The following is a 26,474-nucleotide window of genomic DNA, read 5'->3' as shown; positions in this document are numbered from 1 at the left end:
GCACTCTTTTTTGTTGATGAAAATCCCCGAATAGACAAAGACTAAAAGGAAAAAGAGAAGGGGAGAAAGATATGATTGAAATTCCATCAAGGATTGAAGGACAACGAATGCTCTTGTCCAAGCTTGAAGAAAAATTAAAGCCAATGGGTTATACCATTGGTGGAAATTGGGATTATGACCACGGTAGCTTTGATTATAAAATTTCAGATAAAGATGGATATTTGTTTTTAAGAATTCCCTTTGATGCTATAGAAGGTGAATTAGATTCTGACGGATGTAGGGTCGAAATTACCCGCCCGTTTTTATTAGCCCATGTTTATGAAAAAGGCTTAGATGATCATGCACATACTAGCAATACGAGTGCTCTCTTTAATCAATTTTCTGAACCTGTCGAGAAAGACGGGGACGTACCAACTCAATATGTAGAAATTGGTCAATCTCTTCTGAAGGAAGTAGAAGCAAGCCTACTATAAGTTAATTGGTAATAACTAAAAGGCGATCATCTTTTTCGACGATCATCTCAGGATGGGGATGGACATGAATGTCCTCCCCTTTTTTTATCCCCAGTAAAATGGTCTCCTTTCCTAAAAAATAAAGACTAACTTGTCTAATACTTTTCCCAATCGTATCCCCTGTTGTTTGCAGATACCGAAGTTTCGTCCCGCTTTTGAATTCTGACAATAAATCTGAAAGAGGATGAACCATCCCCGTATTATGAATACTGTCTAAAATAATCGCACTTGTCAGCTTATTTGTTTTAATTACTTCATCTGCTCCAGCGCGTTTGGCGTTATTCAATTGCTCTTCTGTCAAAATCTCAACAATGCATAATACGTTTGGATTCAGACCTTTAATGGCTAAAAGGGTTAAAACAGTGTTCATATCAGCTTGAAGCTCATCTAGGTTTTGGTCCGCGGTTATAATTACCTTTTGAGCATGGGTAATATTGGACCGAATCAAAACCTCATCTCGCAAAGCCTTTCCTTTAATAAAATGCAAATGGTGAAAAGGCAAAGGATTACTTGTTAACGTTTCATCAATTAACGTAATGTGTTGTTTGGTTTCTGAGAATGAACGGATAATTTCCTTTGAACGCTCATTCCACCCAATAATGATTAAATGGTCTTCCCCTTTATAATGAGCCTCCCCTTTTTGATATTCATCTTGTTTCGTCACGGCAATACTTGACAGTGTGGCAAAGTAGGAGGATAAAAATCCAGCACCCACTAATAACAACAGCATAGCAGTCAGCCGTCCCAATAAACTGAGAGGGATATAGTCCCCATAGCCAACCGTAGAAGCAGTAATGACCGCCCACCATATCCCGTCAAATATAGTTGGGAAATTATTCGGCTCTATAAAGTGGATAAAAACCCCAAAAAGACAAATCAAAATCGCAGTAATAAGTAGGATCCTTAAAAGAAGCGGTAATCTAATAAAGCGGATATAAAGATGTTGCGACATGGTTGTCCCTCCTTTGAATAAGGCTCTCCAAAACATTATTTCCAAAAAGAGGAAAGGAAAAACAGCATAGTCTGGATTATAAGCCATGTGCAAGTACCCACCCCATTCTGATGGTCGATGCATATGATAAAAACTAAAGGAGGGATGAATGATGTATTATACTGCAATTCTATTTTTCTTGTGCATTCTTGTAGGATTTGCCCTTTTAAAGGTTAAAGCTCTATGGATATTACCAAGTCTTGCTCCGTTTTTTGAGATAGTGGCAGTCCTTGTTATTGTTATTTTCGCATTTGCACTTCTCTATATTGGCTTTAAAACGCTCTTTAGTAAAAACTGGAGGTAGTTTGTATCTATTCTTAGGTGGGAAGGCGGAAACGTCTTCCTTTTTTTGCATTCAAACTTTCAACCTGTTTAGCCAATTGGTCCAACCTTCTTAATTAACATTCATAAAATAGGATGATTTGGTAAATATCTAAATACAGTACCAATTTTTAGGTTTACAGGTAAGAATGGGAGGGCGGAGAATGTTTAAACTTCTGAAGAAACTGACAGGGCGAAAGCAGAAGCTAAATCGAATCAATCTAAAGGATACCCTGGAAGATCAATCGAATCAGAAGGACCAGTCTGTATCCCGTCAAATCGATGTAAATATTGAACGAATCAAAAAGATTTATCAAATCCCTGATAATAAAGATGTAAAGGTTAGAGAATTTAGGATTGGTGGTAATGGTAAGAGAATTGCTATTTTTTTTATAAGTTCAATTACTGATGTTAGAACCGTTGAAGATAGTGCGATAAAGCCATTATTACAAGAAACTGACATGGATGCAGAAATTGACAAAATCCTTTCAACACAAAATGTCACTGCAATTTCAGAGATTAAAGAGGTTGTCACGAATATCAATACTGGGAATGCTGTCATTTTTGCAGATTACGAAACAAAAGCCTACGCATTTGAATGTGCAAATTTTCAAGGGAGATCAGTAGAAAGAGCAGAAAATGAAGTACTAGTAAAAGGGTCAAAAGAAGCTCTGACTGAAAAAGTGATTGTTAATTTATCCTTAATTCGGAAACGGATTAAAAATGAAAGCCTAATCGCGGAGTCCGTCACCATTTCGGAGCGATCAAGGAATGAAGTGTTTATGCTTTATATTCGTAATGTTGCTGACGATAAACTAGTCGGAAATATAAAAAATAGACTGCAGAATCTTGATGTGGACGCAATCCAGAATCTTTCCCTCTTAGAGCAATATATCGAAGAGAGAAGATTATCTCTCTTTCCGAGTATCCTATACTCTGAGAGGCCGGATCGCGCAGCCTCCTTTTTAGAGGATGGCCATATTATTTTGTTAATGGATAATTCCCCAGATGCTTTGATTCTTCCAGCTACTTTTTGGTCATTTTTTCATACTCCTGAGGAACATTATCTCAGGTTTTTCTTTGGGAATTTTGTCAGATTTATTAGAGTTATAGCGATGTTTATCACGATTTTCACATCCGCAATCTACATTGCCGTAACCTCTTTTCATGCAGAAATGATTCCGGCGGATTTATTGTTAGCGATTGCCGGGTCGAGGGAAAAGGTTCCGTTTCCTATTTTTTTTGAAATTCTTCTAATGGAGGCTGCGTTCGAGCTCATTAGGGAGGCGGGGTTAAGAGTTCCTAACCCGATGGGGCCGACAATCGGAATTGTCGGGGCACTAATCCTAGGACAGGCTGCAGTAGAAGCCAATATTATTAGTCCAATCGTGATTATTGTTGTTGCCCTTAGTGGATTAACCTCTTTTACGATTAGTGATATCAGCTTGAACTATGCACTCAGGATTATCCGGTTTTTATTTATTCTCTCTGCTGGTTTATTTGGGATTGTAGGGATGACTTCCTTATTTGCTGTAGGTATTTTTTATTTAGTGTCCTTAAAATCATTCGGTGTCCCGTATTTAGCACCTATGACACCAAACTATTTATCCTCGGGGGATACAATATTTAGAAGAGTCATCACACATGAAAAATTTCGGCCTGGATATTTAAAGCCAACGGATATGAAGAAAAAAAGTAATGGGGCTGTAAGATGAAACAAACAGAAGGGAAAATTGGAATTAGAGAATACGTGGCCATTATCTTATTAGCAGTGGGGACGAAACTATCAGATGATACTCCAACGCTTTTTTTTAGTAGTGCAAAAAATGCAGCCTGGATATCCATGTTGTTAACTGGGATACTTACTTTGATTCCATTGTTCTTTTTAATAAAAGTATTTTCAGTCCATAGAGATAAAAATTTACATGACCTTAACCTCCATCTGTTTGGTAAGGTTATGGGTAACATCCTGTCATTTGGGATGCTTATCTTTGGTTTCGCAGCACTAGTTCTTGATTCTGCTACATATGTGAATATTATCAGTACCATTTATTTCACAAAGACCCCTTCAATTGCGATTTATGTTATTTTGATGATTGTGTGTGGTTATGGAGCAAAAAGAGGGATTGAACATATTGGTTCAGCTGCTTGGATTACTCTTTTTTACTTAAAAACAACCTTGGCATTTGCGCTTATCATTGCTTTTACAAAAGGGAATGCAAAGTTTCTTTTTCCAATATGGGGACCAGGGACTTCTGAAATTGTTAAAACAGCTGCCAGTAAAATATCAATTTTTGCTGATTTTTACTTTATTGGCATCATTGCCCCATTTGTTAGTACCTTTAAAGAATTTAAAAAGGGAACCTTCATTGCATTTGTTATCGTCTTAATAGAGATAACCTTGGCGCTCATCATCTATGTCATGCTTTTTGATTTTACTTCGATAGAAGTGATAAGCTACCCGTTTCATGAATTAATTCTTTATATCTCAATTGGATTTCTAAACAATGTCGAGAGTATGTTTTTGCCTTTTTGGTTGATTTCAGCATTTATTCGATTTGCGTTTTATTTATACATGGTTCTTATCTTATTTGGTGGGATTTTTAGAATAAAGGAATATGAGTTCCTAGTTCCGGTGATGGTGATTCTTGTTATATTTCTTGGGATAACTCCTAAAAACGCAACCTTTACTGTCCCTTTTTTGAGAGAGCAGCTGTTAATGATACTTAGCCCAATTTTCTTTATCTTACCTTCCTTAATGTGGCTAATCGCAAAGGTAAGGGGGGATTTTAAAAATGAAGTTAAAAAAGATATGTAATATCTGTTTGGTACTTCTTCTCTTGGTGAATTTAGCAGGTTGTTGGGATCAAAAAGGATTAGATCGACAGGTATTTGTTATTGGGATTGGACTTGATAAAGCAGAAGAAAAAGGGAAGGTAAATGTGACCTATTTAATAGCAAATCCTGAGGTAGGCTCTTCACAGACAGCCAGTGCAACTGATGAACCCTCTTTTATGACAATAACAATGCGGGCATCGGACTTTGTTTCAATGAGGAATAACGCAAATGTAGCTATTGCAAGGGAAATATCTTATGACTTATTAAGTGTTATTTTAGTTTCTGAAGAGTTTGCTCGGGAAAAAGAATTCGTTCGTTTCCTTTATACTGCTGAAAAGGATAGAGAAATTAAACGAGATATCCATTTAGTTGTTACAAAGGAGAAGGTTAAAGAATTCTTTGGAAGAAACAATCCTAAATTTCTGAAACGCCCTCATAAATTTTATGAGTTTATGATAGAACGAGGAGTTGAGATAGGGATAATCCCCGATTCGGAACTACATCATTTTTTTAGAGTGACCGAGGAAGATTCGAATCTCTTTCTAAGTGCCTTTGCCACCACCAAAATACCTAGCAATAAGGATAATTACCGTATAAATGAAAGTGATGCTGTTGCAGGTGACTTGAAGGTTAAGGGTGATGCAAATAATGCTCAGTTTCTTGGTTCTGCTGTTTTTCTAGAAGGTGAAATGATTGGAACAATGACAGGGGTTGAAACTAGGATTGTCATGCTATTACATGATGCAATTCCCGTTCGTGATGTTTTGACGACTTTTCAAGACCCTTTTAGTGAAGACTATCAATTGGCAGTAAGAATCAATCAGCAGAAGAAATCGGTTGTTAAGATGGATTTGAAAGCGAAGCCTCCGCGAATCAATGTAAAGCTTCCTTTGACTATCGATGTCCTAACGGATCCAGGTATGGAAAATCCAGTTGAAAATAAAAAGAAAGTAGAAAGATTACGAAGTGAATTTGAGAAAGAAATGGAAAGTAAGATAATGGAGGTTGTCCGGATAAGTCAAGAGGAATTTAAAGCAGAGCCGTTTGGTTGGTCATTACACGCAAGAAAAGAATTTAAAACGTTAAAGGAGTATATGAATTTTGATTGGATGAAAACCTATCCTGATATGAAAGTAAAGGTTGATGTGGACCTGCGTTTCGGGAAATTTGGTAGACAGCCAAAGACTCCTAGCTATAAAGGGATAAGGGATTGACGAATATATTATGAACACATTCTTATGGTTTATCGTTTTGGTGGTTTTTCTTTATACAATGGGTTTTGCGCTATCGTTATGGAAAAATAAGAATAAAATCGGAGCTACAGCTGTGTTTCTGCTTGCATCCTTTGCAATAGTACTCCCATACCTAACCTATTTTAAAACATAAGCACCCTTAAAACGAAGCAGCTCTTATACATGTAAATAGGAGCTGCTTTTTGTCGGAAATTTATTTATGGGATGTCTCTGTTTTATGAGTCCGGCCGCGGCGGTTACTTACCCTAAAGGATTCAGATATCCTAAAATCAAATGCAAGACGACATTCCTAGTATTAATTGAGGGCGTATTTGCTCAAATTAAAGGCAAGGCAGACGTAAATCTATAATAGGAGATTTTTTTAGGACAAAACGATTAGGCCAGAGGCAATTAAACTTCTCATATTCAGTCTCTCTGTTACAATGATTAAGGATAAAGGGAGTATCAGTGTCATAACCGTTTACCACTAGGAAAGATTACGATTGGATAGGAGGAATGCCTAGTATGAAAAAGCAGTATGCAGTTATTGGGATGGGACGATTTGGCTCAAGCGTTGCAACCACTTTATATAAAGAAGGCAATGAGGTGCTCGCAATTGATAAAAATGAGGAAAATATCAATGATCACAAGGATTCTGTTTCTTACGCGGTGATTGGAGATGCGACAGAAGAAGAAACGATGAGAGATGTAGGAATAAGAAACTTTGATACTGTGATTGTGGCTATTGGGGATGATATACAAGCAAGTATCCTGGCTGTGCTTTTACTAAAAGAAATGGGCGTCAAACACGTCGTTGCAAAAGCCTTAACCAAAAACCACGGTCAGGTATTATCTAAAATTGGAGCAGATAAAGTCATTTTTCCGGAAAAAGATATGGGTGAAAGAGTTGCCCACTACTTAACGGCAGCTCCTAATGTTCTTAATTTTATTGAGCTCTCAGAAAGATTCAGTATTGAAGAAATTCATGTACCTAAAAGTATGATGGGCAAAAACTTGCGTGAGCTAAATCTAAGGGCTAAACACAATGTAACCGTCGTGGCTATTAAGGAAAAAAATCAAATCAATATTGCTCCAGATCCGGAAGAGAACTTGGAAGCAGATGATATTTTACTTGTAATTGGGGAAAACAGTGATCTAGAAAACTTTGCGAATCTTACATAAAGGCTGCCGAGTAATGATTACTCTGTAGCCTTTTGGCTATGGAAGAAAGATGAAGCGAGGTTTTAAAGGATGATGGAAAAAATACTCTAGAATAGGCTCTTCTCTTGGGTAGCATTTTTATGTGTTTAAGCTAAATTATACATTGACGGACATTCATTTTGATAGAGTTTTAAGAAATCAGCCCTAAATTATAGGCCTATACAGTTTTTTTTAAAAATGTTTGAAGGGGATAATATGAGACAAAAAGAAATTTTCCTTGCATTTTTACGAGTAGGTTTACTTGGATATGGTGGTGGTCCTTCGTCAATCCCTCTTGTACATAAAGAAGTCGTTCAAAAATACAAATGGATGAATAGCGACGAATTTAGTGACATCTTAGCGTTAGGGAATGCACTTCCAGGACCCGTAGCCACGAAGATGGCAGGATACATTGGGTATAGGGTTGGTGGCGTTCTTGGCATGTTCAATGCTTTGATTGCTTCGGTTGTGCCGACAATTATTCTCTTGATCATTCTCTTAACAAATTTACAAACATATAAGGATGAACCTTGGGTGAAAGGAATGGCCGAGGCTGTTGTACCTGTTGTTGCAGTTATGCTCGCTGTTCTTACTTGGGGATTTGTTAAAAAGTCTGGAAAATCCGTACTTGGATGGCGCTGGTCAGCGGTTCTTATCTTGGGGAGTTTTATCCTATTAGAAGTGCTGCATCTCCATCCTGCTATTTTGATCTTTGTATTATTGGCAGGCTCTTTGCTTAAAAAGAATTCCAATGAAGGAGAAAAGAAAAAGGAGCAGAAGAATTTATGATTTATCTAAAAATCTTTTGGGCCTTTTTCGTCCCAGGAATCCTTGGCTATGGAGGGGGGCCTGCGTCGATTCCTCTTATTGAAAATGAAGTTGTTGATGAGTACGGCTGGATGACAGTGAATGAATTCAGTGAAGTACTCGCTATTGGGAACGCACTCCCGGGTCCAGTAGCGACAAAAATGGCTGGGTATATTGGTTATACACAAGGCGGTGTTCTAGGGGCAGCTGTTGGAGTATTCGCTACCGTGGCACCGTCCTTAATGTTAATGCTTGGCTTGCTTAGTTTGTTAATGAAGTATAAAGAATCACCAAGAGTAAAAAGGCTGACCATTGTCGTTAGACCAGTTATAGCAGTACTGCTAGGTGTGATGACCTATGATTTTTTTCTATCCTCCTATGAGGATGTCGGTGCCTTTCAAACCATCCTGATTGGAGGCATTTCTTATCTTTTAATGGAAAAATTAAAGGTTCACCCTGCATATGTAATTAGTGGAGCACTCATTTACGGAGCCCTTGTTCTAGCTTAACTAGAAGAAGGGTTTTTTTATGGAGTTAAGCTGATTATCTAACGTGAAGTAGGAAGCGTGTGACCCTTTGTGGATAAAGGGGACCCCAAAAACCGCGTATCTGACTATCGGATACATAATCCCCTTCAAGCTTTTCTTCTTGACCGTTAGTTTGCCTGTGGTTAAAATGTTTCCTAAAGGAAACTTTCTTAGAATTGTGCATAGACTGAAAATATAAGCAGTGAAGCATAATAAGAATGGGGGATATTATATGCCTGAAAATATATTATTTGCTTTTGGTTTGACATTAATGGCTGGGCTCGCTACCGGGATTGGCAGTATTCTAGCATTTTTTACATCTCGAACCAATACAAGGTTTTTATCACTGGCTCTGGGATTCTCAGCCGGTGTAATGATCTATGTATCAATGATTGAGATTTTTGTAAAAGCACAGGATGCACTAACTGGGTCACTAGGGGATCGACTAGGCAATTGGATTACTGTGGGAGGCTTCTTTGGCGGAATGGTTCTAATCGCCTTAATTGACAAGTTCATCCCAAAACAATCCAATCCACATGAACTCAAGAAAGTGGAGGATATGAATAATCAAAACGTCAGTCAAGACCCTGCTTTACTGAAAATGGGCCTTTTTACAGCATTGGCAATAGGGATTCATAACTTTCCTGAAGGAATTGCTACGTTTACATCTGCCCTCCAAGACCCAGCTCTAGGTGTTGCCATTGCAGTTGCTATTGCCATCCACAATATTCCTGAGGGAATTGCTGTATCTGTCCCTGTCTATTTTGCAACAGGAGATAAGAAAAAAGCCTTTAAACTATCTTTTTTATCTGGTCTATCTGAGCCGGTTGGGGCAATTGTCGCATTCCTATTCTTAATGCCTTTTTTAAACGATATTATGTTCGGGGTCATTTTTGCAGCTGTAGCTGGAATCATGGTGTTTATTTCCTTGGATGAACTACTTCCTGCTGCGAAAAAATACGATGAAGCCCATATGTCTATTTATGGTCTCATAGGTGGCATGGCTGTTATGGCTATCAGTTTATTGTTGTTTATTTAATCAATTAGTCTTTCTCTACAAAGTATAATTGGTTGATCCATGTTGTTACTTAAATAGCATATTTTACGTATGGAAAAAATAGCTTTACTTCTAAAAACAGGTTCCGTAGATAAGGAGGAACGCTCGGATTTCATTCCGACGTTCTTTTTTTATCCCTACATCGATTATGTTTATAATATAAGGTGTAAATCGTTCGTTTGAAAATGTTGGAATTTTATACAATAATATAGGAAGACAAAAATAATTGCTCGAGGGAGAAGTATGGATAAAAAAGAAAAAAAATCAAGGTATTTAGCTGGTGTTTCACTGGCTGTAATGGGTTTGGGTTTTTTATTGACGATCCCCTTTCAGGACACATTAACGGGGAAATTATTACAAGGAGCTTTTGAGGCTGGTCTTGTTGGTGGTTTAGCGGACTGGTTTGCAGTCACTGCTTTGTTCCGACATCCGTTAGGCATTCCAATTCCACATACAGCCTTGCTCCCCAAAAACCGAGAAAGGCTAACCCAGGCATTAGTCCGTATGCTTGAAAAAGACTGGCTTACAGTGACAAGCATTATGGAGAAAATCGGAAAGATTAACTTCACGGATAAGATTTTAATGGTGGTACATAGGGAAATACAGAATGAGTATACAAAGAAAGTTGTCCACTCGCTCATTCAGGATTCCCTTACAAGAATAGACTTTAAAAAGTTAGCACCACTACTTGAAAAGGAAATAAAAGGGTACTTACTGGAGGTAGACGCATCAAGGCTCCTCAAATCTGTTGCAGATGGAATCGTGGACCGGAAATATGATGAAGCAGCTTTCAATTATATTCTCGAGGAAACGGGGAAGTGGGCGGCGACAAATGAAGCAAAACTTACGATGGGTAAGGTAGGGAAGCAGCTGATCGAAACAACTGAAGCAGACGGACTTTTAAAGTTTGCTATTCAATCTTTTAATCAAATGATGAATGAAGAGCGAATTGGACAGATGATGCAAACATTTGTCCTGAATAGGATTAAAAATGTTAGCAATCCAGATAATCGATACCGGACTTTAATCCTCGAGTGGATAAGGAAGGAATTAGTTGGTATCGAGAACCGGGAAAAGTTAATGGAAGAAATCAATGAATGGAAAAATAAGTTGGTCAGTGAGCTAGAACTGGGAGGACAAATTAACAGTCTTTTAGATATGGCAAAGGATCGAATTCTCTTGTTTGTTGCTCAAGAAAACTTTGTTGATGATTATGTTAACCCAGTCGTCCTCCGTTATCTTAACGCTATTAAGGACGATAGTGAAAAAATGTCCGCTATTGAAAGATGGTTACATAACCAGGTAGCCGCTGCTATTGAAAATAATCATTCCAAAATTGGAATGCTTGTCAAAGAAAACCTTGATAAGTTAGATACGGATACCTTAATTGATATGATGGAGAATAATATCGGCAAGGATATCCAATGGATTCGTGTCAATGGCGCTGTATGTGGATTCTTTATTGGTTTATGTTTAACTATTTTTAAACTAGTGATTTATTAAAGAGCGGTACACTCTTTTTAAAACGTTCAGTAACCCAATTGCTGATTAATGTATTTGGTAGCAATTTAGGTTAAAAGCGAAGCTATTTTTAAGGTAGAGAGAAGGAATAAAATGGAGAAACAACTTGTAGGGCAACGTGCAGGTGTAAAGGAAAGAATATGGACGAAGGATTTTATATTAATATGCTTTGCCAATTTCTTTATTTTCCTTGGGTTTCAAATGACGTTACCAACCATTCCTCTGTTTGTAGAATATTTAGGTGGAAACGATCAATTAATTGGCTTGGTGGTAGGGATTTTCACTTTTTCCGCCTTGCTTCTTCGCCCTTATGCAGGACACGCTCTCGAGTCAAAGGGGCGCCGCTTTGTATATTTGATTGGACTCGCAGTCTTTGTAGTCTCAGTAGGGTCATTTGGTTTTGCAACCGGGATGTTTTTATTGTTTTTCTTAAGAATTATTCAAGGAGTAGGATGGGGATTCTCTACAACTGCTTCTGGTACGATTGCAACTGATATCGTACCAGCGACTAGAAGAGGGGAAGGGTTAGGTTATTACGGACTTTCAGGAAATATCGCCCTGGCGCTTGGACCATCACTAGGCTTAGCCTTAGCAGGAATCATTTCCTTTAAATCATTATTTTTTGTTTGTGCAGGGTTAGGCTTGTTAGCTTTTTTTATGGCCACGAGAATTCATTATAAGGGAGTAGAAAAGAGCAGTACACCTGCAGTGACTGCAAAATGGGATTTCTATGAAAAAAGTGCACTCCAACCATCGATGTTATTATTTTTTATCACAGTTACATTTGGGGGGATTGCGACTTTTCTTCCATTATATTCTGCGCAAAAAGGAATAGCAGGGATCGAATGGTATTTCCTCATTTACGCTCTGTTTCTTATGATTTCTAGAACGTTTGCTGGACAGCTCTATGACCGTAAAGGGCATCAAGCAGTGTTTATTCCTGGAGCTGCATTCATTCTTGTCGCGATGATTCTGCTTGCATGGCTCCCAAACAGTTTCATTCTGTTTCTTGCTGCAGGCATTTATGGTCTCGGGTTTGGATCAGTTCAGCCAGCCTTACAGGCATGGGCAGTTGAAAAGGCGAAGCCAAATCGTAAAGGAATGGCCAATGCCACCTTTTTTTCTTTCTTTGACCTCGGGGTTGGGATAGGGGCTATTATGTTTGGTCAGATTGGGCATCTATGGGGATACGCAAGTATCTACGTTACGTCAGCAATTTCAATAGTAATTTCAATTCTTTTGTATATCTACTTATTATTTCGTAACAAGCAACTAAGTTAACGGTTAAAACCACATTCAGTGTTGATGTGGTTTTTTTTTTAATTAATTTGTAAATTGGTTGGGACAGAGTTGATTATTAAATGATGAAAGCTTAATTTAAGGGTAAGGAACATTAAGGTGAGGGGATACAATGAAAATTCTTGTTATTGAAGATAACGAAAGTGTTTGTGAAATGATTGAAATGTTCTTCCTTAAGGAAGGAATGGACGGGAAATTTGTTCATGATGGACTAAAAGGCTATCACGAGTTCAAAACGGGCGAATGGGATCTTCTTATTGTCGACTGGATGCTTCCAGGAATGGACGGTGTAAGTCTTTGTCGAAAAATCAGAATGGAAAATAGCGAAATCCCGATTATTATGTTAACGGCGAAAGATAGTGAATCAGATCAGGTCCTAGGGTTAGAAATGGGTGCGGATGATTATGTCACGAAGCCGTTTAGTCCGCTCGCGCTAATGGCAAGAATTAAAGCGGTGGCACGGAGATATCAGCGGAACAATGGAGAACAGGAAGCAAAAAGCATCGTCCAAACAAAGCATCTTAAAATAGATAAGGATTCAAGGGAAGTGTTTAAGGAGGGTGTCTTAATTCTAAACCTGACTCCAAAGGAATTTGATCTTTTGGCCTATTTTGCTCAACACCCCCGCCAAGTGTTTACAAGGGAACAACTGCTAGAAAGAGTCTGGGGCTACCATTTTTATGGAGATGAACGGACAGTGGATGTCCATGTAAAACGGTTAAGGAAAAAGCTAGGGACAGACTCACAGCCATTCGTACATACGGTTTGGGGAGTAGGTTACAAATTTGATGAGTCGGTGGACCAGAGTGAAGATTAAATACTTGTATCAGCAGATTTTTAGTCATATTGGTGTGCTTCTAGTAGCATTTATCGTTTTAAGTCTTTTATTTTCGCAATACATTGAAACCCTTGTTTACAAGGATAAGACCGATGAACTGATTAATTATGGGGAAAACATTCTGCTAGATTTGCAGCAAGGCAATAACCGTCCAGAGCAGGTCATCAATCAATATGCCAATGTATTATTTGGGAGAGACATTCAATTCAGTGTTTTTGATGAAAATATTCAATTGCTGAATCCGATTAAGTGGCAAGGACCGCCACTGGTCTTAACCGAAAAAGAATGGCGAAGATTGCAGTCGGGAGAAACGATTGTTAGTAAGTACGATTTAAAGAGGTTTGACCAGGATGTTTCCTTTGTGGCCGTTCCTTATATCATCGGTGGGCGTTTTATTGGTGGAGTTCTTCTCACTTCCCCGATACAAGGAACCCAGGAAATGATCAGTGAAATTAATCAATACCTTCTTTATGCTGCGCTCTTTGCACTAGGAGTCTCTATTCTACTTAGTTGGCTTTTATCTCAGTTACATGTAAAGAGAATAAAAAAAATTCAAGCGGCGACCTCAATGGTATCTGCAGGGAATTATCATGTAAGCGTGCCTTCATCAAACTTTGATGAAATTGGGGAATTGGCTAAGGATTTTAACCAAATGGTCGATAAACTGAATAGCTCAATGGAGGAAATCGAAAGCTTAGAAAACCGAAGGCGCCAATTCATGGCTGACGTTTCCCATGAAATGCGTACGCCACTGACAACGATTAGTGGAGTGATTGAAGGGTTAAGAAATAATATGATTCCAGAAGCTGACAAAGAAAAGGGAATCAATCTTGTTAGCAAGGAAACGAAGCGACTGATTCGGCTAGTAAATGAAAATCTAGATTATGAAAAAATTAGATCCAATCAAGTAAAGCTTTCTAAAGAGGAAATTGAGTTAGATGAACTTTTAGAAATCATCAAAGAACAACTGTACCTTCAGGCAAATGAAAAGGGCAATGACATTCAAATAGAAGTAGAAGACGGGGCAACGGTATTCGCAGACTATGACAGGATATTGCAAATTCTGATCAATATTACTAAAAATAGTATTCAATTTACAAGCAATGGAACAATTACCCTGAGAGGCAAGATAGTTGAGAAGGCAACGGTAATTGAGATTGAAGATACCGGAACCGGAATAGACCCGGGTGAGATTGAAAAAATTTGGCGCAGGTTTTATAAAGCAGATTTATCTCGAACAAGCAATCCGTACGGAGCGTTTGGCCTAGGATTATCCATCGTAAAGCGCCTCGTTGAGCTACACGAAGGAGATATTACCGTTATTAGTCAAAAAGGGCAGGGAACAAAATTTATCATTAAAATTCCACTAGCTAATTAATAATATCGATGTGGAGCCTGCTCAAGGACAAAATCAAGTAGGAAAAGCAAGAAAATGTCCATGAGAAGCGTGCTCAAGGACAGAATTCAGTAAGAAGCAAGAAAATGTCTATGAGAGATGTGCTCAAGGACAAAATCAAGTAGGAAAAGCAAGAAAATGTCCATGAGAAGCGTGCTCAAGGACAAAATCCAGTAGGAAAGCAAAGAAATGTCTATGAGAAGCGTGCTCAAGGACAAAATCCGGTAGGAAAGCAAAGAAATGTCTATGAGGAGCCTGCTCAAGGACAAAAATTCAGTAGGAAAGCAGGAAAATGTCTATGAGAAGCATGCTCAAGGACAAAATCCAGTAGAAAAGCAGGAAAATGTCCATGAGAAGCGTGCTCAAGGACAAAATCCAGTAGGAAAGCAGGAAAATGTCTATGAGGAGCATGCTCAAGGACAAAATCCAGTAGGAAGGCAGGAAAATGACTATGAGAAGCGTGCTCAAGGACAAAATCCAGTAGGATAGCAAGAAAATGTTCATGAGAAGCGTGCTCAAGGACAAAATCCAGTAGAAAAGCAGGAAAATGTCCATGAGAAGCGTGCTCAAGGACAAAATCCAGTAGGAAAGCAGGAAAATGTTCATGAGAAGCGTGCTCAAGGACAAAATCCAGTAGGAAAGCAAAGAAATGTCTATGAGGAGCCTGCTCAAGGACAAAATCCAGTAGGAAAGCAAAGAAATGTCTATGAGGAGCCTGCTCAAGGACAAAAATTCAGTAGGAAAGCAGGAAAATGTCTATGAGGAGCCTGCTCAAGGACAAAATCCAGTAGGAAAGCAGGAAAATGTCTATGAGGAAGCCTGCTCAAGGACAAAATCCAGTAGGAAAGCAGGAAAATGTCTATGAGGAGCCTGCTCAAGGACAAAATCCAGTAGGAAAGCAGGAAAATGTCCATGAGAAGCGTGCTCAAGGACAAAATCCAGTAGGAAAGCAGGAAAATGTCTATGAGAATCCCACCCAAGGATAAAACTAATCCCATAACAAGAAATAGTCCTTGAGTGAATCGCTCAAGGACAACATCTCAGTTAAAACTAAAAGGTATCTTCAAAATCAAAAGATCTATTCATAATAGGACCAGCGTCTAACGTTTCTCACCTTTAAATTCTTTTCAAGGATTCTTGAAATTCTTTTTTTTGACGTAATCACTTTGCACCAATCATAAACCTTATTGGTAGAAATCTTTTGGTTCGAAAAGAGCAGATGGAGTTCTCTAACACTTCTCATTACGGAATCGGAAACTAGCTCCTCTTCTCCACACTCCTTGCAAAAACATTTCATTCCTTCGACAAAAGTTGTTAAAGAACTACATTTCACACAACTTATTCCTTTTCGCATTCTTTCGTAATTATATGAAGGTAACTGATAATAAGGTGCATCTTCAAGATGTAACGAAACTAATTTGTCAGCTAACATTTTGTGTTTAGCATTTATTTTTGAAGATATCATATTAAGTTTTTCTATATGGCGATTAATTTGAGTTGGGAAGATAAATGGTATTGTGATTGGGGCTTGATATAAGGTGAATTCGGGGTTAATAAAAACGACGGATGAGTTAATCGGTATGTTATATCCAAGTTTATCTAGTAGCTGGCGTAGGAGCGATTCACTTCGCTTTAATTGGTGCAGAGGGTTTATAATCTCCGTTTTATTTCTAGTATAAAATCTATCTAATTCGTATACATAGTCCCCATCGTAATTTTTCACTTCATAGAGATAAATTGTCTCGGAACAAATAAGTAATGAGTCAATTTGGAACACGGTATTACTAACTTTAAGAAGTAAATCATTTAATATTAAGCATTCGCACTGAAGAGTTTCTGTTTGTCTATCGAACCTTCTTTCACCCTCAAAGCCTTTCTTAAGATTTAAATAGTGCTGCTTATCTTTGGCAGATAGATCCATTCGTGTGTTTAAGAGTTTTAGTGCTTGTAGTTCTTTAGATTCCGTACGACATTTATAAGACATGGTCCACATCCTTTTTTATTGTAAAGGGTTCAACTCAATTTTATAAAAATACAAAGTGTGATTGACAAAAAAGTATGAAATTTATGTTACAGTTCCTTAATCTAAGGCAAACCTGCGATATTAAGCAAAAAAAGACCCCAAAAGGGTCTTTCTTCATTATAGGGTTTCATTAGTAGCGGCAGTAGAAGTTTGTTTCAAAACAGTTTTGCGGATGAATGGAATGACCCAGCGGTCTAGGCCATAGTGTCCTGCATTGTAGCCGGCGACGGCAATGAAGAAGCCCATTAGGATGTCGGTTGGATTGTGAGAGACGGTACCAGCAAAGAAGAAGGCGAAGTTCATAACTAAAGCAAAGAAAGCGGCGGTGGTTGTTAAGCAACCAAGCATAAGACCAAGACCAACGGCAGCTTCTCCCCACGGAATCAAGAAGTTAAAGAGGTCTGCATTTGGGATGGCAAAGGCTTCAAGAAAAGTGGTATACCAAGCGTAGACTGGTGTGCCATCAGGGCCCATTACTGGGTTGGCGGCTGCGTTTTGTAAGAATCCTGAAGCGTCGAACCCATCAATAATTTTATGATAACCTGCTGTAAACCATGCATAGCCTAGGTAGATACGAACGATTGCAAGAATCCCAGCAACAATCTTATTCTTTCTTAATGCATTGACAATCATCAAAATCACTCCTTTTTAGAATGAATAATTATTACACTTTTAAGATATCAAATTAAAAAGGAAAAGGAAGGTCGTTTTCTGGTTATTCAAACTTTTGTAATAAAGTTATGAAAAGTAATTGTCAATTTCACTTTATTGTAAGGCTAAAGGGCTGAGGAGAATGATCCTCAGCCTTTACATTTGAATATCATGATTTAAATGAATGGTTTAAGAACTTTACACATACTGGATCCGGGACAGTTATATCTTTTTGCAGAAGTCTCAGCTTGCCAGTAGTTTGGTCTCTGGAAAAGAGGACAAGATTGCTAGAATTCTGATTCGCAACGACAAGAAAGTTCTCTGTGGGGTCCAACATAAAATCACGCGGCCAATTCCCTTCAGTAGAAATATGTTCAATTAAACTTAGCTGAAAGCTTTCCTGGTTCACTTCAAATACAGCAATACTATCATGCCCACGATTGGCTACATAAACAAATTTACCATTAGATGTGAGATGAATAGCACTTCCTTGGTTGTTTTCCGTAAACGTATTCGGAAGAGCAGAAATGACCTGCTGTTGTTCAAAGCTTCCATCGGTATGATTATATTTTAAAACAATGACTTCGGAGCTAAATTCAGTCATAACATAGGCATAGGGCTCTTTTGGATGGAATGTAAGATGTCTAGGGCCACTGCCGGGCTTCGTTGCCAATCTTGTAACCTCAACTAGTTGGTCATTAACTAGTTGATACGTAATAATCTGGTCAATTCCGAGCTCAGCGACAACAATATATTTTCCATCCGGGGTAAAGCCGGAATAATGGGTATGGGCTTTTTCTTGGCGAGGATCTGGACCAGAACCCTCATGTTTTGCAACAGATAGAGGAGCGGTAATCGAACCATCCTCTTTTGATTTATAGTACGTGACCGTCCCTTTATGATAGTTTGACGCTAGAACAGATTGATTGGGGCCTGTATAGACATGGCAAGGGGATGCCCCGATTTCTAAGGTTCGATTTAATTCTTGTAGTTGTGCGGCCTCTTCTCCTAGACGAAAAGCTGCAACTCCGCCGGATTCCCCTTCTTTTACAACAGAGTATAGAAATTGTTGGTCCTCCGTAATGGTTATATAGGTTGGATTCTCTAATTCAGCAGCTAGCTGTATAGTTGAAATTTCCTTTGTCTGGGAATCTAATTGAAAGGAGTAAATTCCTTTGCTATTTCCCTTTGTGTATGTACCGATAAACCCATTGAAAATCTGACTGCTCTTTTTCATTTTGTTCCTCCTTTGGACATAATAGTGTCTATTATACAAATGAAAGACCAGTACATAAAGAGTACAGGTCTTAGAAATGATTCATATTTAGGACACTTCACTCATAAAATCAAGTTGTCTCACCTGAGGTTTGTCCATTGTTGAAAACTACCTGTGCCATCGCATCCTTGGCAGTCATATGGGGTTACATTATAGACAAATTCAGTTGCAGGGAATATGTGATAGCCTCTGCCAAAACAGTCTGGGCATTTATCTTGTTCTTTCATATTAGAAACATGTTTTTCGTATCTAGAGTTTTTCCACTCCTGATAGGCATTCAAAAGCCCCATTTTCATCACCTCACAGTTATACCTTATTATATTTACTATATGTAAGTGGTTTATACAGTGTTCGAGACGAAAAAGGCTTTTTCCGTGAATCTTCCTCAAAGTTTAAAAACATGACAAAGGTCCTATAAAGAAAGCGGATTTATAGGGAGTGGAAAAAAATAGGAGTACATTTTCCACTTTACATTTTAGGGAAAAGAGAGTATATTATCTCTTTGTAGCAAGAGTTTCCTCTATGAAGAACCGTAAAGTATAATATAAATATAGTAGAAAAGTTTCGTTTAAACTCTAAATTAAAAAGCAGGTGAAAAAATGAAAAGCATCATTAATTTTGGAAAACAGACTCTTAATAATTATATGGGGTTTTTCTTTTTAGCCGTATTCCTTCTCTGGATTAAAACATATGTTGTTCAAGTAACACAGTTCAGTTTAGGAGTCGAAAATTCCATTCAGTCCTTTCTATTATTCTTAAGTCCACTTGCTTCTGCAGTCTTATTCCTTGGACTTGCTATGTTTAAGAAGGATAAGAAAAAATATCGCTGGCTCCTTATTAATTATTTTGTCCTTAGTTTTTTATTATATGCAAATGTACTGTATTATCGTTTCTTTAATGACTTTATTACTCTACCGACACTGTTTCAAACGCAGAACTTTGGGGACGTAAGCTCAAGTCTATATACTCTAGTTAAGCCATATGATCTTCTTTTCTTTATTGATTTTATCGTGCTGGCTGTCCTAGCGTCTAAACGCTTTAATCTTATTAAGTTTGATACCTCTAAGATAAGCGGACGGAAGATTGCGGCAGTCTTATTATTAGGACTTGCTATTTTCAGTGCCAATCTTGGAATGGCGGAAGCAGACCGCCCACAACTATTAACTAGAACATTCGACAGAAACTATATTGTTAAATATTTAGGAATGTACAATTACACGGTTTACGATGCAGTTCAAAGTACGAAGGCATCTGCGCAGCGTGTTATGGCTGATAGTAATGATATTACTGAAGTGATTAACTACACTCAGTCTCAGTTTGCTGAGCCTAACCCAGAGTATTTTGGAGCGTTAGAAGGACGCAATGTGATTTACATTCACCTAGAATCTGTTCAAAACTTCTTAGTTGATTATGAATTGCATGGGGAAGAGGTAATGCCTTTCCTTAATTCATTAACTCGTGATAGCAATACACTTTATTTTGATAATTTCTATCACCAAACAGAACAAGGGAAAACAGCTGATGCTGAATTCATGATTGAAAACTCTTTGTTTGGTTTGCCACAAGGAGCGGCCTTTTCGATGAAAGGAATGAATACCTATCAAGCAGCACCGGCTATTCTTTCTCAACAGAAAGGATACACTTCCGCTGTTTTCCATGGTAACACTAGGTCTTTCTGGAACCGTGATGAAATCTATAAATCTTTTGGCATGGATAAGTTCTTTGACTCTAGCTACTATGATATGAGTCCAGAAAATGTAACCAATTATGGATTAATGGATAAACCGTTCTTCGAAGAATCTATTCCATTGCTTCAATCATTACCAGAACCTTTTTATTCAAAATTTATTATGTTAACGCACCATTATCCGTTCACTATGGATCAAGAGAAAACAACGATTGAAAAGCATGATACAGGTAGTAAGACGGTTGATAATTACTTCCAAACGGCTCGATACTCAGACGAGGCATTAGAGCAGTTTTTCAATGACCTGAAAGAATCAGGGATTTATGATAATTCTGTTATCGTTATTTATGGGGACCATTACGGAATTTCTAAAAACCATAATAAAGCGATGGAAACCGTAATAGGGAAAGAAGTAACACCAGAGGTTAGTGCGGAGTTGCAAGAAGTTCCATTGATTATTCATTCGCCTGGATTAAAAGGTGGGGTGAATCACACATATGGTGGACAAATTGACTTATTGCCGACACTGCTTCATCTTCTTGGTGTTGAAGGAGAAGAGTTTGTGCACTTAGGTACTGACTTACTTTCTAAGGACCACCGTGAGCTTGTAGCTTTCCGTAACGGAGATTTTGTTAGCCCAACTGTTACTGCGGTTAACGAAAAGTACTATGATCCTAAAACGGGTGAATTGCTTGAAGAAACTGAGGAATTTAAACAAATGAATCAAATCGTCAGACAGCAATTAGAGCTTTCTGATAAAGTGGTAAATGGTGATTTATTACGTTTCTATACACCAGGTGATTTCACGCCAGTAGAGCGTTCTAACTATAACTATTCAAATAAAGGTTCTGTACCAGAGACTAAATAGAATTAATAAAGCTGCCTATGTCTAACATAGGCAGTTTTTTTTATACTTTATTCCTTGTTTATACTGTCTAATAGTAAGAAAGTTTAACGTTGTCATAAAATAGTCATTGCATTCGACATTGAAAATCATTATCATTTAATTATAAGCAATTATTAGTCCAACAGAATGTTTATTTAAGGATAGACATTTTTCAAAATCAAATGGCGCAATTCATAGAAAGAGTTAGGGATCTATTATGAAACTTATATACTTAGTCATTAGCTTTATTGTATTAGCGATCACTTCACTGTTTATCGGAGTGCAAAATATATCGCCACTGGATTTGTTCCAACTAACGGAAGAGCAAATACATGTATTATTAGTAAGTAGGGTCCCGCGATTATTATCGATTATTTTAGCAGGTGTTGGGATGAGTATTTGTGGGTTGATTATGCAACAGCTCACAAGAAATAAATTTGTCTCCCCAACTACGGCAGGAACTGAAGATTCAGCACGATTTGGTATTTTAGTTTCCATGATGCTGTTTTCAGGAGCGGGGCAGTTTGTAAGAGTGTTGGTTGCATTCTTCTTTGCTCTTTTAGGAAGTTTTATCTTCATGAAACTACTAGATAAAATCAAATATAAGGATGCCATTTTCATCCCTCTTGTTGGTATGATGTTTGGTAGTATTGTAGGTTCTATTACGACCTTCTTTGCTTACAAGGAGGATTTAATTCAAAATATGTCTTCTTGGTTGCAAGGGAATTTTTCGATGATGATACAAGGACGTTACGAGCTTTTATACATTAGTATTCCTCTAATCGTTATCGCTTACCTGTATGCCAATAAGTTCACCATTGCAGGTATGGGAGAAGAGTTCGCAGTCAATCTTGGATTAAATCATAAACAAATCATGAACATCGGTCTAATGATTGTTGCCTTGATTACGGCAATTGTTGTGCTGACGGTAGGAATGATTCCGTTTTTAGGATTGATTATTCCCAACATCGTAACGATGTACCGGGGAGATCATTTACAAAAAAGCCTTTCTCATACGGCACTATTAGGGGCAGTTTTCGTATTAGCCTGTGATATATTAGGTCGAGTTGTTATCTATCCATACGAGGTACCTATCGGTCTAACTGTCGGGGTAATAGGGAGCGGAATTTTTCTTTACATGATTATGAGGAGAAAGGCATATGAGTAATAAGAGTAAATTGATCGGATTAGCCGTTGTGGCTATAGCGCTAGCTGTAGCATTTATATTTATTGATTTAGGAAACAATTGGGATTATGCCCTGCCTAGAAGATTGAAAAAGGTCTATGCAATTATATTAACTGGGGGCGTTATCGCCTTTTCAACACTAGTGTTTCAAACGATAACGAATAACCGTATATTAACACCAAGTATTATTGGTCTTGATTCATTGTATTTATTGATTCAAACTTTTCTAATCTTTGTATTAGGTTCAATGAACACACTTGTTACAAATGAGAATGTGAATTTCTTAATCTCAGTTGGGCTAATGGTCATTTTTGCCGGACTACTGTACAAATTATTGTTCCGGGGAGATGGTCAAAACATTTACTTCCTCTTGTTGGTTGGAATTATTTTTGGGACCTTCTTTGGGAGTATAACAGAATTTATGCAGGTTTTAATTGACCCGAATGAATTTATGGTTGTTCAAGATAGGATGTTTGCTAGTTTTAACAATGTGAAGACAGACTTGTTATTGATTGCCACTATTGCGGTGATATTGGTTTCACTTTACTCCGTGAAACTGATTAAATACTTAGATGTTTTGTCATTAGGGAAGGATCAGGCTGTAAACCTTGGGGTCGACTACGATTACGTCGTTAAAAGATTACTAGTCGTCATTGCGATCCTTGTATCGATTTCAACCGCTCTTGTCGGACCCATAACATTTCTCGGCTTATTGGTCGCAAATGTTGCTCACCAGTTTCTGAATACGTACAGACATAGCTACTTAATTATTGGTTCCGTTTTTATTTCAATTATTGCTTTAGTAGGCGGTCAATTGATTGTTGAACGAGTCTTTACGTTCGATACCACACTAAGTGTTATTGTCAACTTCGTTGGTGGAGTGTATTTCATATATCTGTTGTTAAAGGAGAGTAAATCATGGTAGATGTTAAACACGTTTCTAAAGGATACAACAAAAAGAATGTAATCACAGACGTCTCAGTTAAAATTGCCAAAGGAAAAATTACCTCTTTTATCGGACCGAATGGAGCAGGTAAAAGTACACTGCTTTCAATGATTAGTCGCTTGATCGCTAAGGATGAAGGGGAAATCTATATTGATGGCATGGACCTTACACGTTGTAAGAACAATGACTTAGCTAAGAAGATTTCCATTCTAAAGCAATCAAACCATATTAATGTACGCCTTACGGTAAAAGAGCTCGTGTCCTTTGGACGGTTCCCATATTCCCAAGGAAGATTGACGAAAGAAGACCGCCGTCTCGTAAATGAAGCCATTCGTTACATGGAATTAGAAGATATCCAACATAAGTATCTAGATCAACTAAGTGGTGGGCAAAAACAACGTGCTTATATTGCGATGGTTATTGCTCAGGATACAGAATATGTTCTCCTCGATGAGCCATTAAACAATCTTGATATGAAGCATTCTGTGCAAATTATGAAAACGTTAAGAAGGCTCGCCGATGAGCTTGGGAAAACTGTTGTGATTGTCATACATGATATCAATTTTGCTTCTTGTTATTCTGATTATATTGTCGCGATGAAGGATGGAAAAGTAATTAAAGAGGGAACTACAGATGAGATTATTACCCCGACTGTTCTAAATGAAGTGTATGATATTGATTTTAAGATTGAGGAGATTAATCGAGAAAAAATCTGTGTATTCTACTCATAACCTCATGTTTTATAGATTTCTATATTTAAAAAAATTCGAATGTATCAACAGATACATTCGACTTTTTTGTTTGTTTTATATGATTTACGCTTGAACAGGAACTTGGAGGCCAAGACCTTTTGCTACACGAGTTCCATACTCTGGATCTGCTTTATAGAAATGTTGGATTTGACGAAGCTTAATCTCATCGCTTTCAACAGGCTTCATCGCACCGACAATGTTCTCGACAAGGCGTGCTCTTTCCTCTTCGCTCATTAGGCGGTAAAGGTCTCCAGCTTGCGTATAATGGTCGTTATGATCATAGCTAACACTTTCAGCTACGCCAGAAACTGGGAAAGCGGAGGTACGGTCTTCTGCAGACTCTTTTGGTCCACTAAAGCTATTTGGTTCATAATAGACGCTGCTTCCACCATTGTTGTCAGGACGCATAAATCCATCGCGCTGATAGTTGTTTACTTCTGCTTTAGGACGGTTGATTGGAAGTGCGTTATGGTTAGCACCAACACGGTATCGATGTGCATCAGCATAAGCAAATAGACGTCCTTGTAGCATTTTATCTGGGGATGCTTCAATACCTGGTACAAAGTTTCCAGGAGAGAAAGTAGCCTGCTCTACTTCAGCAAAATAGTTTTCAGGGTTTTTGTTTAAAGTCATTTTACCAACTTCAATTAGCGGATAATCCTTTTGAGACCAAACCTTTGTAACATCGAATGGATCCCATTTATACGTATCTGCATCTTCAATTGGCATGATTTGAACATAAAGAGTCCAAGAAGGGAAATCCCCTTTATCAATCGCATTAAATAAATCTTCAGTATGGTAATCTGGGTTTTCTCCAGCAAGTTTAGCTGCTAGGTTTACATCAAGGTTTTTGACACCTTGGTCCGTTTTAAAGTGGTACTTCACCCAAACAGCGTCGCCATCTTGGTTTACCCATTTGAATGTATGGCTTCCGTATCCATTCGTGTGACGAAGTGTTGCAGGGATACCACGGTCTGACATTAGAATCGTTACTTGATGAAGGGATTCAGGAGATAATGACCAGAAATCCCAAACCGCATTAGGGTTTTTTAAATGTGTTTGTGGGTGTCTCTTTTGTGTATGAATAAAATCAGGGAACTTAATCGCATCGCGGATAAAGAACACAGGTGTGTTATTTCCTACGATATCGTAGTTTCCTTCTTCAGTATAAAATTTAACGGCAAATCCGCGTGGATCACGAACTGTATCTGCTGAACCTAGCTCACCGGCAACCGTTGAGAAACGAATAAACATAGGAGTACGCTTACCTACTTCAGATAAGAAGTCCGCTTTCGTGTATTTACTTACATCGTTCGTTACCTCGAAATAGCCATGTGCACCGGCACCTTTGGCATGAACAACACGTTCAGGAACACGTTCTCGGTTAAAATGTGCTAGTTTTTCTAATAAATGAACATCCTGGATTAAAGTTGGTCCACGTGATCCGGCTGTCATGGAATTTTGATTGTCACCTACTGGGGAACCCCAGCTTGTCGTAAGCTTTTTACTCATATTATTACGTCCTCCCTTTATGTTTGATTTCATTAGTTATATATAAAATAAATTAAGATTAATATAAAAATCAATCTTAATTTAAAATTATTATAATATGGGGCTTGTATTTAAGTCAACAATTAAACTACTAATTATCTTAACTAGTAAATGTATCTACCCTAAAAATAAGAGAGCAAACATGACTGCTATCAAAAGGGAATGATCTACCTCATCAATAGTTTATTCCCCTTTTGGGACAAATATCATAAATTTTTTTTCTTTACGAGGTGAGAATTATTGAGAAAAACCAAGGTTTATATTCTAATATAATGGATTACAGTCTTGGAGTAATTGAGAATTAACTGGAAAACCTAATCGTAATTGAGAAAATAAAAACAACAGGCGTGAGTATCAGCCTGTTGTTTATCCATTTACTATAAGTTTTTGATTTAATCATCTAACCGCCATTCAGAAATCTTATGTTTTTATTGATATTATTCCGCTTTAGCTGCTTGAATTTGTAAGGATACCTTTACCTTATCTCCAACAAGTACTCCACCAGTTTCTAGTGCAGCATTCCAAGTTAGCCCATAGTCTGAGCGGTTCAGTGTACCCTCGGCACTGAAGCCTGCTTTTTCGTTGCCCCATGGATCTTTTCCTTGGCCTTCAAACGCAACAAGGAATGTTTCTGATTTTGTCACACCATTTAGACTAAGATCTCCAGTTACAGAATACTCTCCGTCATCTTTCTTCTCGATGTTGGTTGCTGTAAAAGTCATTTTAGGTTTGTTCTCCACATCAAAGAAATCTGCTGAACGGAGGTGGTTGTCACGGTCAGCGTTCTTTGTATCTACGCTTGCTAGGTCAACTGAAAATGCAATTTCAGCCGAAGTCAAATCACTAGGATCCGCTATAATGGTTGCATCATATGTTTGGAAACTCCCTTTTACGTTAGTAAACATCATATGTCTAATTGAAAAATCTACACTACTATGCGTAGGGTCTACGATCCATTTTGCCTTTGTCATTTGTTT

Annotated in this window: 25 protein-coding genes; 19 read left to right on the top strand and 6 right to left on the bottom strand. The window is 37.9% G+C overall.

All coding sequences use genetic code 11. The features are described from left to right. The first annotated feature begins 71 nt into the window (after positions 1–71). Positions 72–473, top strand: coding sequence for a YugN-like family protein (locus tag H0185_RS08885; protein WP_221873146.1), 402 nt, complete (start codon positions 72–74; stop codon positions 471–473). A 1-nt stretch (position 474) separates the two neighbouring features. Here H0185_RS08885 and H0185_RS08880 read toward each other — a convergent pair whose 3' ends face one another. Further along, on the bottom strand, positions 475–1,500 hold the full coding sequence (locus H0185_RS08880; RefSeq protein ID WP_343223122.1) for a potassium channel family protein: 1,026 nt from the start codon (positions 1,498–1,500) through the stop codon (positions 475–477). A gap of 112 nt (positions 1,501–1,612) precedes the next feature. Here H0185_RS08880 and H0185_RS08875 point away from each other — a divergent pair, with 112 nt between their 5' ends. The 14 genes from H0185_RS08875 (at position 1,613) to H0185_RS08810 (ending at position 15,525) form a co-directional block, all read left to right on the top strand. Beyond that, a complete protein-coding gene (locus H0185_RS08875; protein ID WP_221873144.1) occupies positions 1,613–1,807 on the top strand; it encodes a hypothetical protein in 195 nt (64 codons plus the stop codon). 181 nt (positions 1,808–1,988) lie between these two features. Next, positions 1,989–3,539 carry a spore germination protein gene (locus H0185_RS08870; RefSeq protein ID WP_221873143.1) on the top strand — a complete coding sequence of 517 codons (1,551 nt, stop codon included), beginning with the start codon at positions 1,989–1,991 and terminating at the stop codon, positions 3,537–3,539. Further along, positions 3,536–4,642, top strand: a complete 1,107-nt coding sequence (locus H0185_RS08865; protein ID WP_221873142.1) for a GerAB/ArcD/ProY family transporter — start codon at positions 3,536–3,538, stop codon at positions 4,640–4,642. Before H0185_RS08870 ends, H0185_RS08865 begins: the two co-directional genes overlap by 4 nt. Next, on the top strand, positions 4,620–5,876 hold the full coding sequence (locus H0185_RS08860) for a Ger(x)C family spore germination protein (RefSeq protein ID WP_221873141.1): 1,257 nt from the start codon (positions 4,620–4,622) through the stop codon (positions 5,874–5,876). Before H0185_RS08865 ends, H0185_RS08860 begins: the two co-directional genes overlap by 23 nt. Before the next feature lie 543 nt (positions 5,877–6,419). Further along, positions 6,420–7,076: a potassium channel family protein gene (locus H0185_RS08855; RefSeq protein WP_221873140.1), complete on the top strand. Its 657-nt coding sequence runs from the start codon at positions 6,420–6,422 to the stop codon at positions 7,074–7,076. Positions 7,077–7,310: 234 nt separating this feature from the next. After that, positions 7,311–7,883: a chromate transporter gene (locus tag H0185_RS08850; protein WP_221873139.1), complete on the top strand. Its 573-nt coding sequence runs from the start codon at positions 7,311–7,313 to the stop codon at positions 7,881–7,883. Next, positions 7,880–8,410: a chromate transporter gene (locus tag H0185_RS08845; protein ID WP_221873138.1), complete on the top strand. Its 531-nt coding sequence runs from the start codon at positions 7,880–7,882 to the stop codon at positions 8,408–8,410. Before H0185_RS08850 ends, H0185_RS08845 begins: the two co-directional genes overlap by 4 nt. Positions 8,411–8,660: 250 nt before the next feature. Continuing rightward, on the top strand, positions 8,661–9,467 hold the full coding sequence (zupT, locus tag H0185_RS08840) for a zinc transporter ZupT (RefSeq protein ID WP_221873137.1): 807 nt from the start codon (positions 8,661–8,663) through the stop codon (positions 9,465–9,467). 261 nt (positions 9,468–9,728) lie between these two features. Further along, the gene (locus tag H0185_RS08835) at positions 9,729–10,988 is read left to right on the top strand and encodes a DUF445 domain-containing protein (protein ID WP_221873136.1); all 1,260 of its coding nucleotides are present in this window, start codon (positions 9,729–9,731) and stop codon (positions 10,986–10,988) included. Positions 10,989–11,099: 111 nt separating this feature from the next. Continuing rightward, the gene (locus H0185_RS08830) at positions 11,100–12,287 is read left to right on the top strand and encodes an MFS transporter (protein ID WP_221873135.1); all 1,188 of its coding nucleotides are present in this window, start codon (positions 11,100–11,102) and stop codon (positions 12,285–12,287) included. A gap of 130 nt (positions 12,288–12,417) precedes the next feature. Then, on the top strand, positions 12,418–13,122 hold the full coding sequence (locus H0185_RS08825) for a response regulator transcription factor (RefSeq protein WP_221873134.1): 705 nt from the start codon (positions 12,418–12,420) through the stop codon (positions 13,120–13,122). After that, positions 13,112–14,521 (top strand): ATP-binding protein, encoded by a 1,410-nt coding sequence (locus tag H0185_RS08820; RefSeq protein ID WP_343223112.1) that lies wholly within the window; start codon positions 13,112–13,114, stop codon positions 14,519–14,521. Before H0185_RS08825 ends, H0185_RS08820 begins: the two co-directional genes overlap by 11 nt. A 258-nt stretch (positions 14,522–14,779) precedes the next feature. Then, positions 14,780–15,028 (top strand): hypothetical protein, encoded by a 249-nt coding sequence (locus tag H0185_RS08815; protein ID WP_221873133.1) that lies wholly within the window; start codon positions 14,780–14,782, stop codon positions 15,026–15,028. A 314-nt stretch (positions 15,029–15,342) separates the two neighbouring features. Then, the gene (locus H0185_RS08810; protein ID WP_221873132.1) at positions 15,343–15,525 is read left to right on the top strand and encodes a hypothetical protein; all 183 of its coding nucleotides are present in this window, start codon (positions 15,343–15,345) and stop codon (positions 15,523–15,525) included. A 92-nt stretch (positions 15,526–15,617) separates the two neighbouring features. On the opposite strand, the gene H0185_RS08805 is transcribed toward H0185_RS08810, so the two are convergent. The 3 genes from H0185_RS08805 to H0185_RS08795 form a co-directional block, all read right to left on the bottom strand. After that, the gene (locus tag H0185_RS08805) at positions 15,618–16,523 is read right to left on the bottom strand and encodes a nuclease-related domain-containing protein (RefSeq protein WP_221873131.1); all 906 of its coding nucleotides are present in this window, start codon (positions 16,521–16,523) and stop codon (positions 15,618–15,620) included. Between the two features lie 156 nt (positions 16,524–16,679). After that, positions 16,680–17,195, bottom strand: coding sequence for a DoxX family protein (locus tag H0185_RS08800; protein WP_221873130.1), 516 nt, complete (start codon positions 17,193–17,195; stop codon positions 16,680–16,682). 187 nt (positions 17,196–17,382) lie between these two features. After that, entirely contained in the window at positions 17,383–18,450 is a 1,068-nt protein-coding gene (locus tag H0185_RS08795; protein ID WP_221873129.1) for a lactonase family protein, read from the bottom strand. 638 nt (positions 18,451–19,088) lie between these two features. On the opposite strand from H0185_RS08795, the gene ltaS reads away from it, so the two are divergent. The 4 genes from ltaS to H0185_RS08775 all read left to right on the top strand — a co-directional run bounded on the left by ltaS (position 19,089) and on the right by H0185_RS08775 (position 23,925). Beyond that, positions 19,089–21,044 carry a lipoteichoic acid synthase gene (gene ltaS, locus H0185_RS08790; protein WP_221873128.1) on the top strand — a complete coding sequence of 652 codons (1,956 nt, stop codon included), beginning with the start codon at positions 19,089–19,091 and terminating at the stop codon, positions 21,042–21,044. 235 nt (positions 21,045–21,279) lie between these two features. Beyond that, positions 21,280–22,230 (top strand): ABC transporter permease, encoded by a 951-nt coding sequence (locus tag H0185_RS08785; protein ID WP_221873127.1) that lies wholly within the window; start codon positions 21,280–21,282, stop codon positions 22,228–22,230. Further along, positions 22,223–23,173 (top strand): iron chelate uptake ABC transporter family permease subunit, encoded by a 951-nt coding sequence (locus H0185_RS08780; protein WP_221873126.1) that lies wholly within the window; start codon positions 22,223–22,225, stop codon positions 23,171–23,173. Before H0185_RS08785 ends, H0185_RS08780 begins: the two co-directional genes overlap by 8 nt. After that, entirely contained in the window at positions 23,167–23,925 is a 759-nt protein-coding gene (locus H0185_RS08775; protein WP_221873125.1) for an iron ABC transporter ATP-binding protein, read from the top strand. The genes H0185_RS08780 and H0185_RS08775 overlap by 7 nt, the downstream gene beginning before the upstream one ends. Before the next feature lie 84 nt (positions 23,926–24,009). Here H0185_RS08775 and katA read toward each other — a convergent pair whose 3' ends face one another. Continuing rightward, positions 24,010–25,458, bottom strand: coding sequence for a catalase KatA (gene katA, locus H0185_RS08770; protein ID WP_221873124.1), 1,449 nt, complete (start codon positions 25,456–25,458; stop codon positions 24,010–24,012). A gap of 476 nt (positions 25,459–25,934) precedes the next feature. After that, positions 25,935–26,468, bottom strand: coding sequence for a YceI family protein (locus H0185_RS08765; protein ID WP_221873123.1), 534 nt, complete (start codon positions 26,466–26,468; stop codon positions 25,935–25,937). Positions 26,469–26,474 lie beyond the last annotated feature (6 nt).

Origin of the sequence: Mesobacillus maritimus (assembly GCF_019749255.1) — a bacterium.
GTDB classification, from domain to species: Bacteria; Bacillota; Bacilli; order Bacillales; family Cytobacillaceae; genus Mesobacillus_B; species Mesobacillus_B maritimus_A.
Note: the sequence above shows the minus strand (reverse complement) of the source record. Positions and strands in the feature narration are given on the sequence as shown.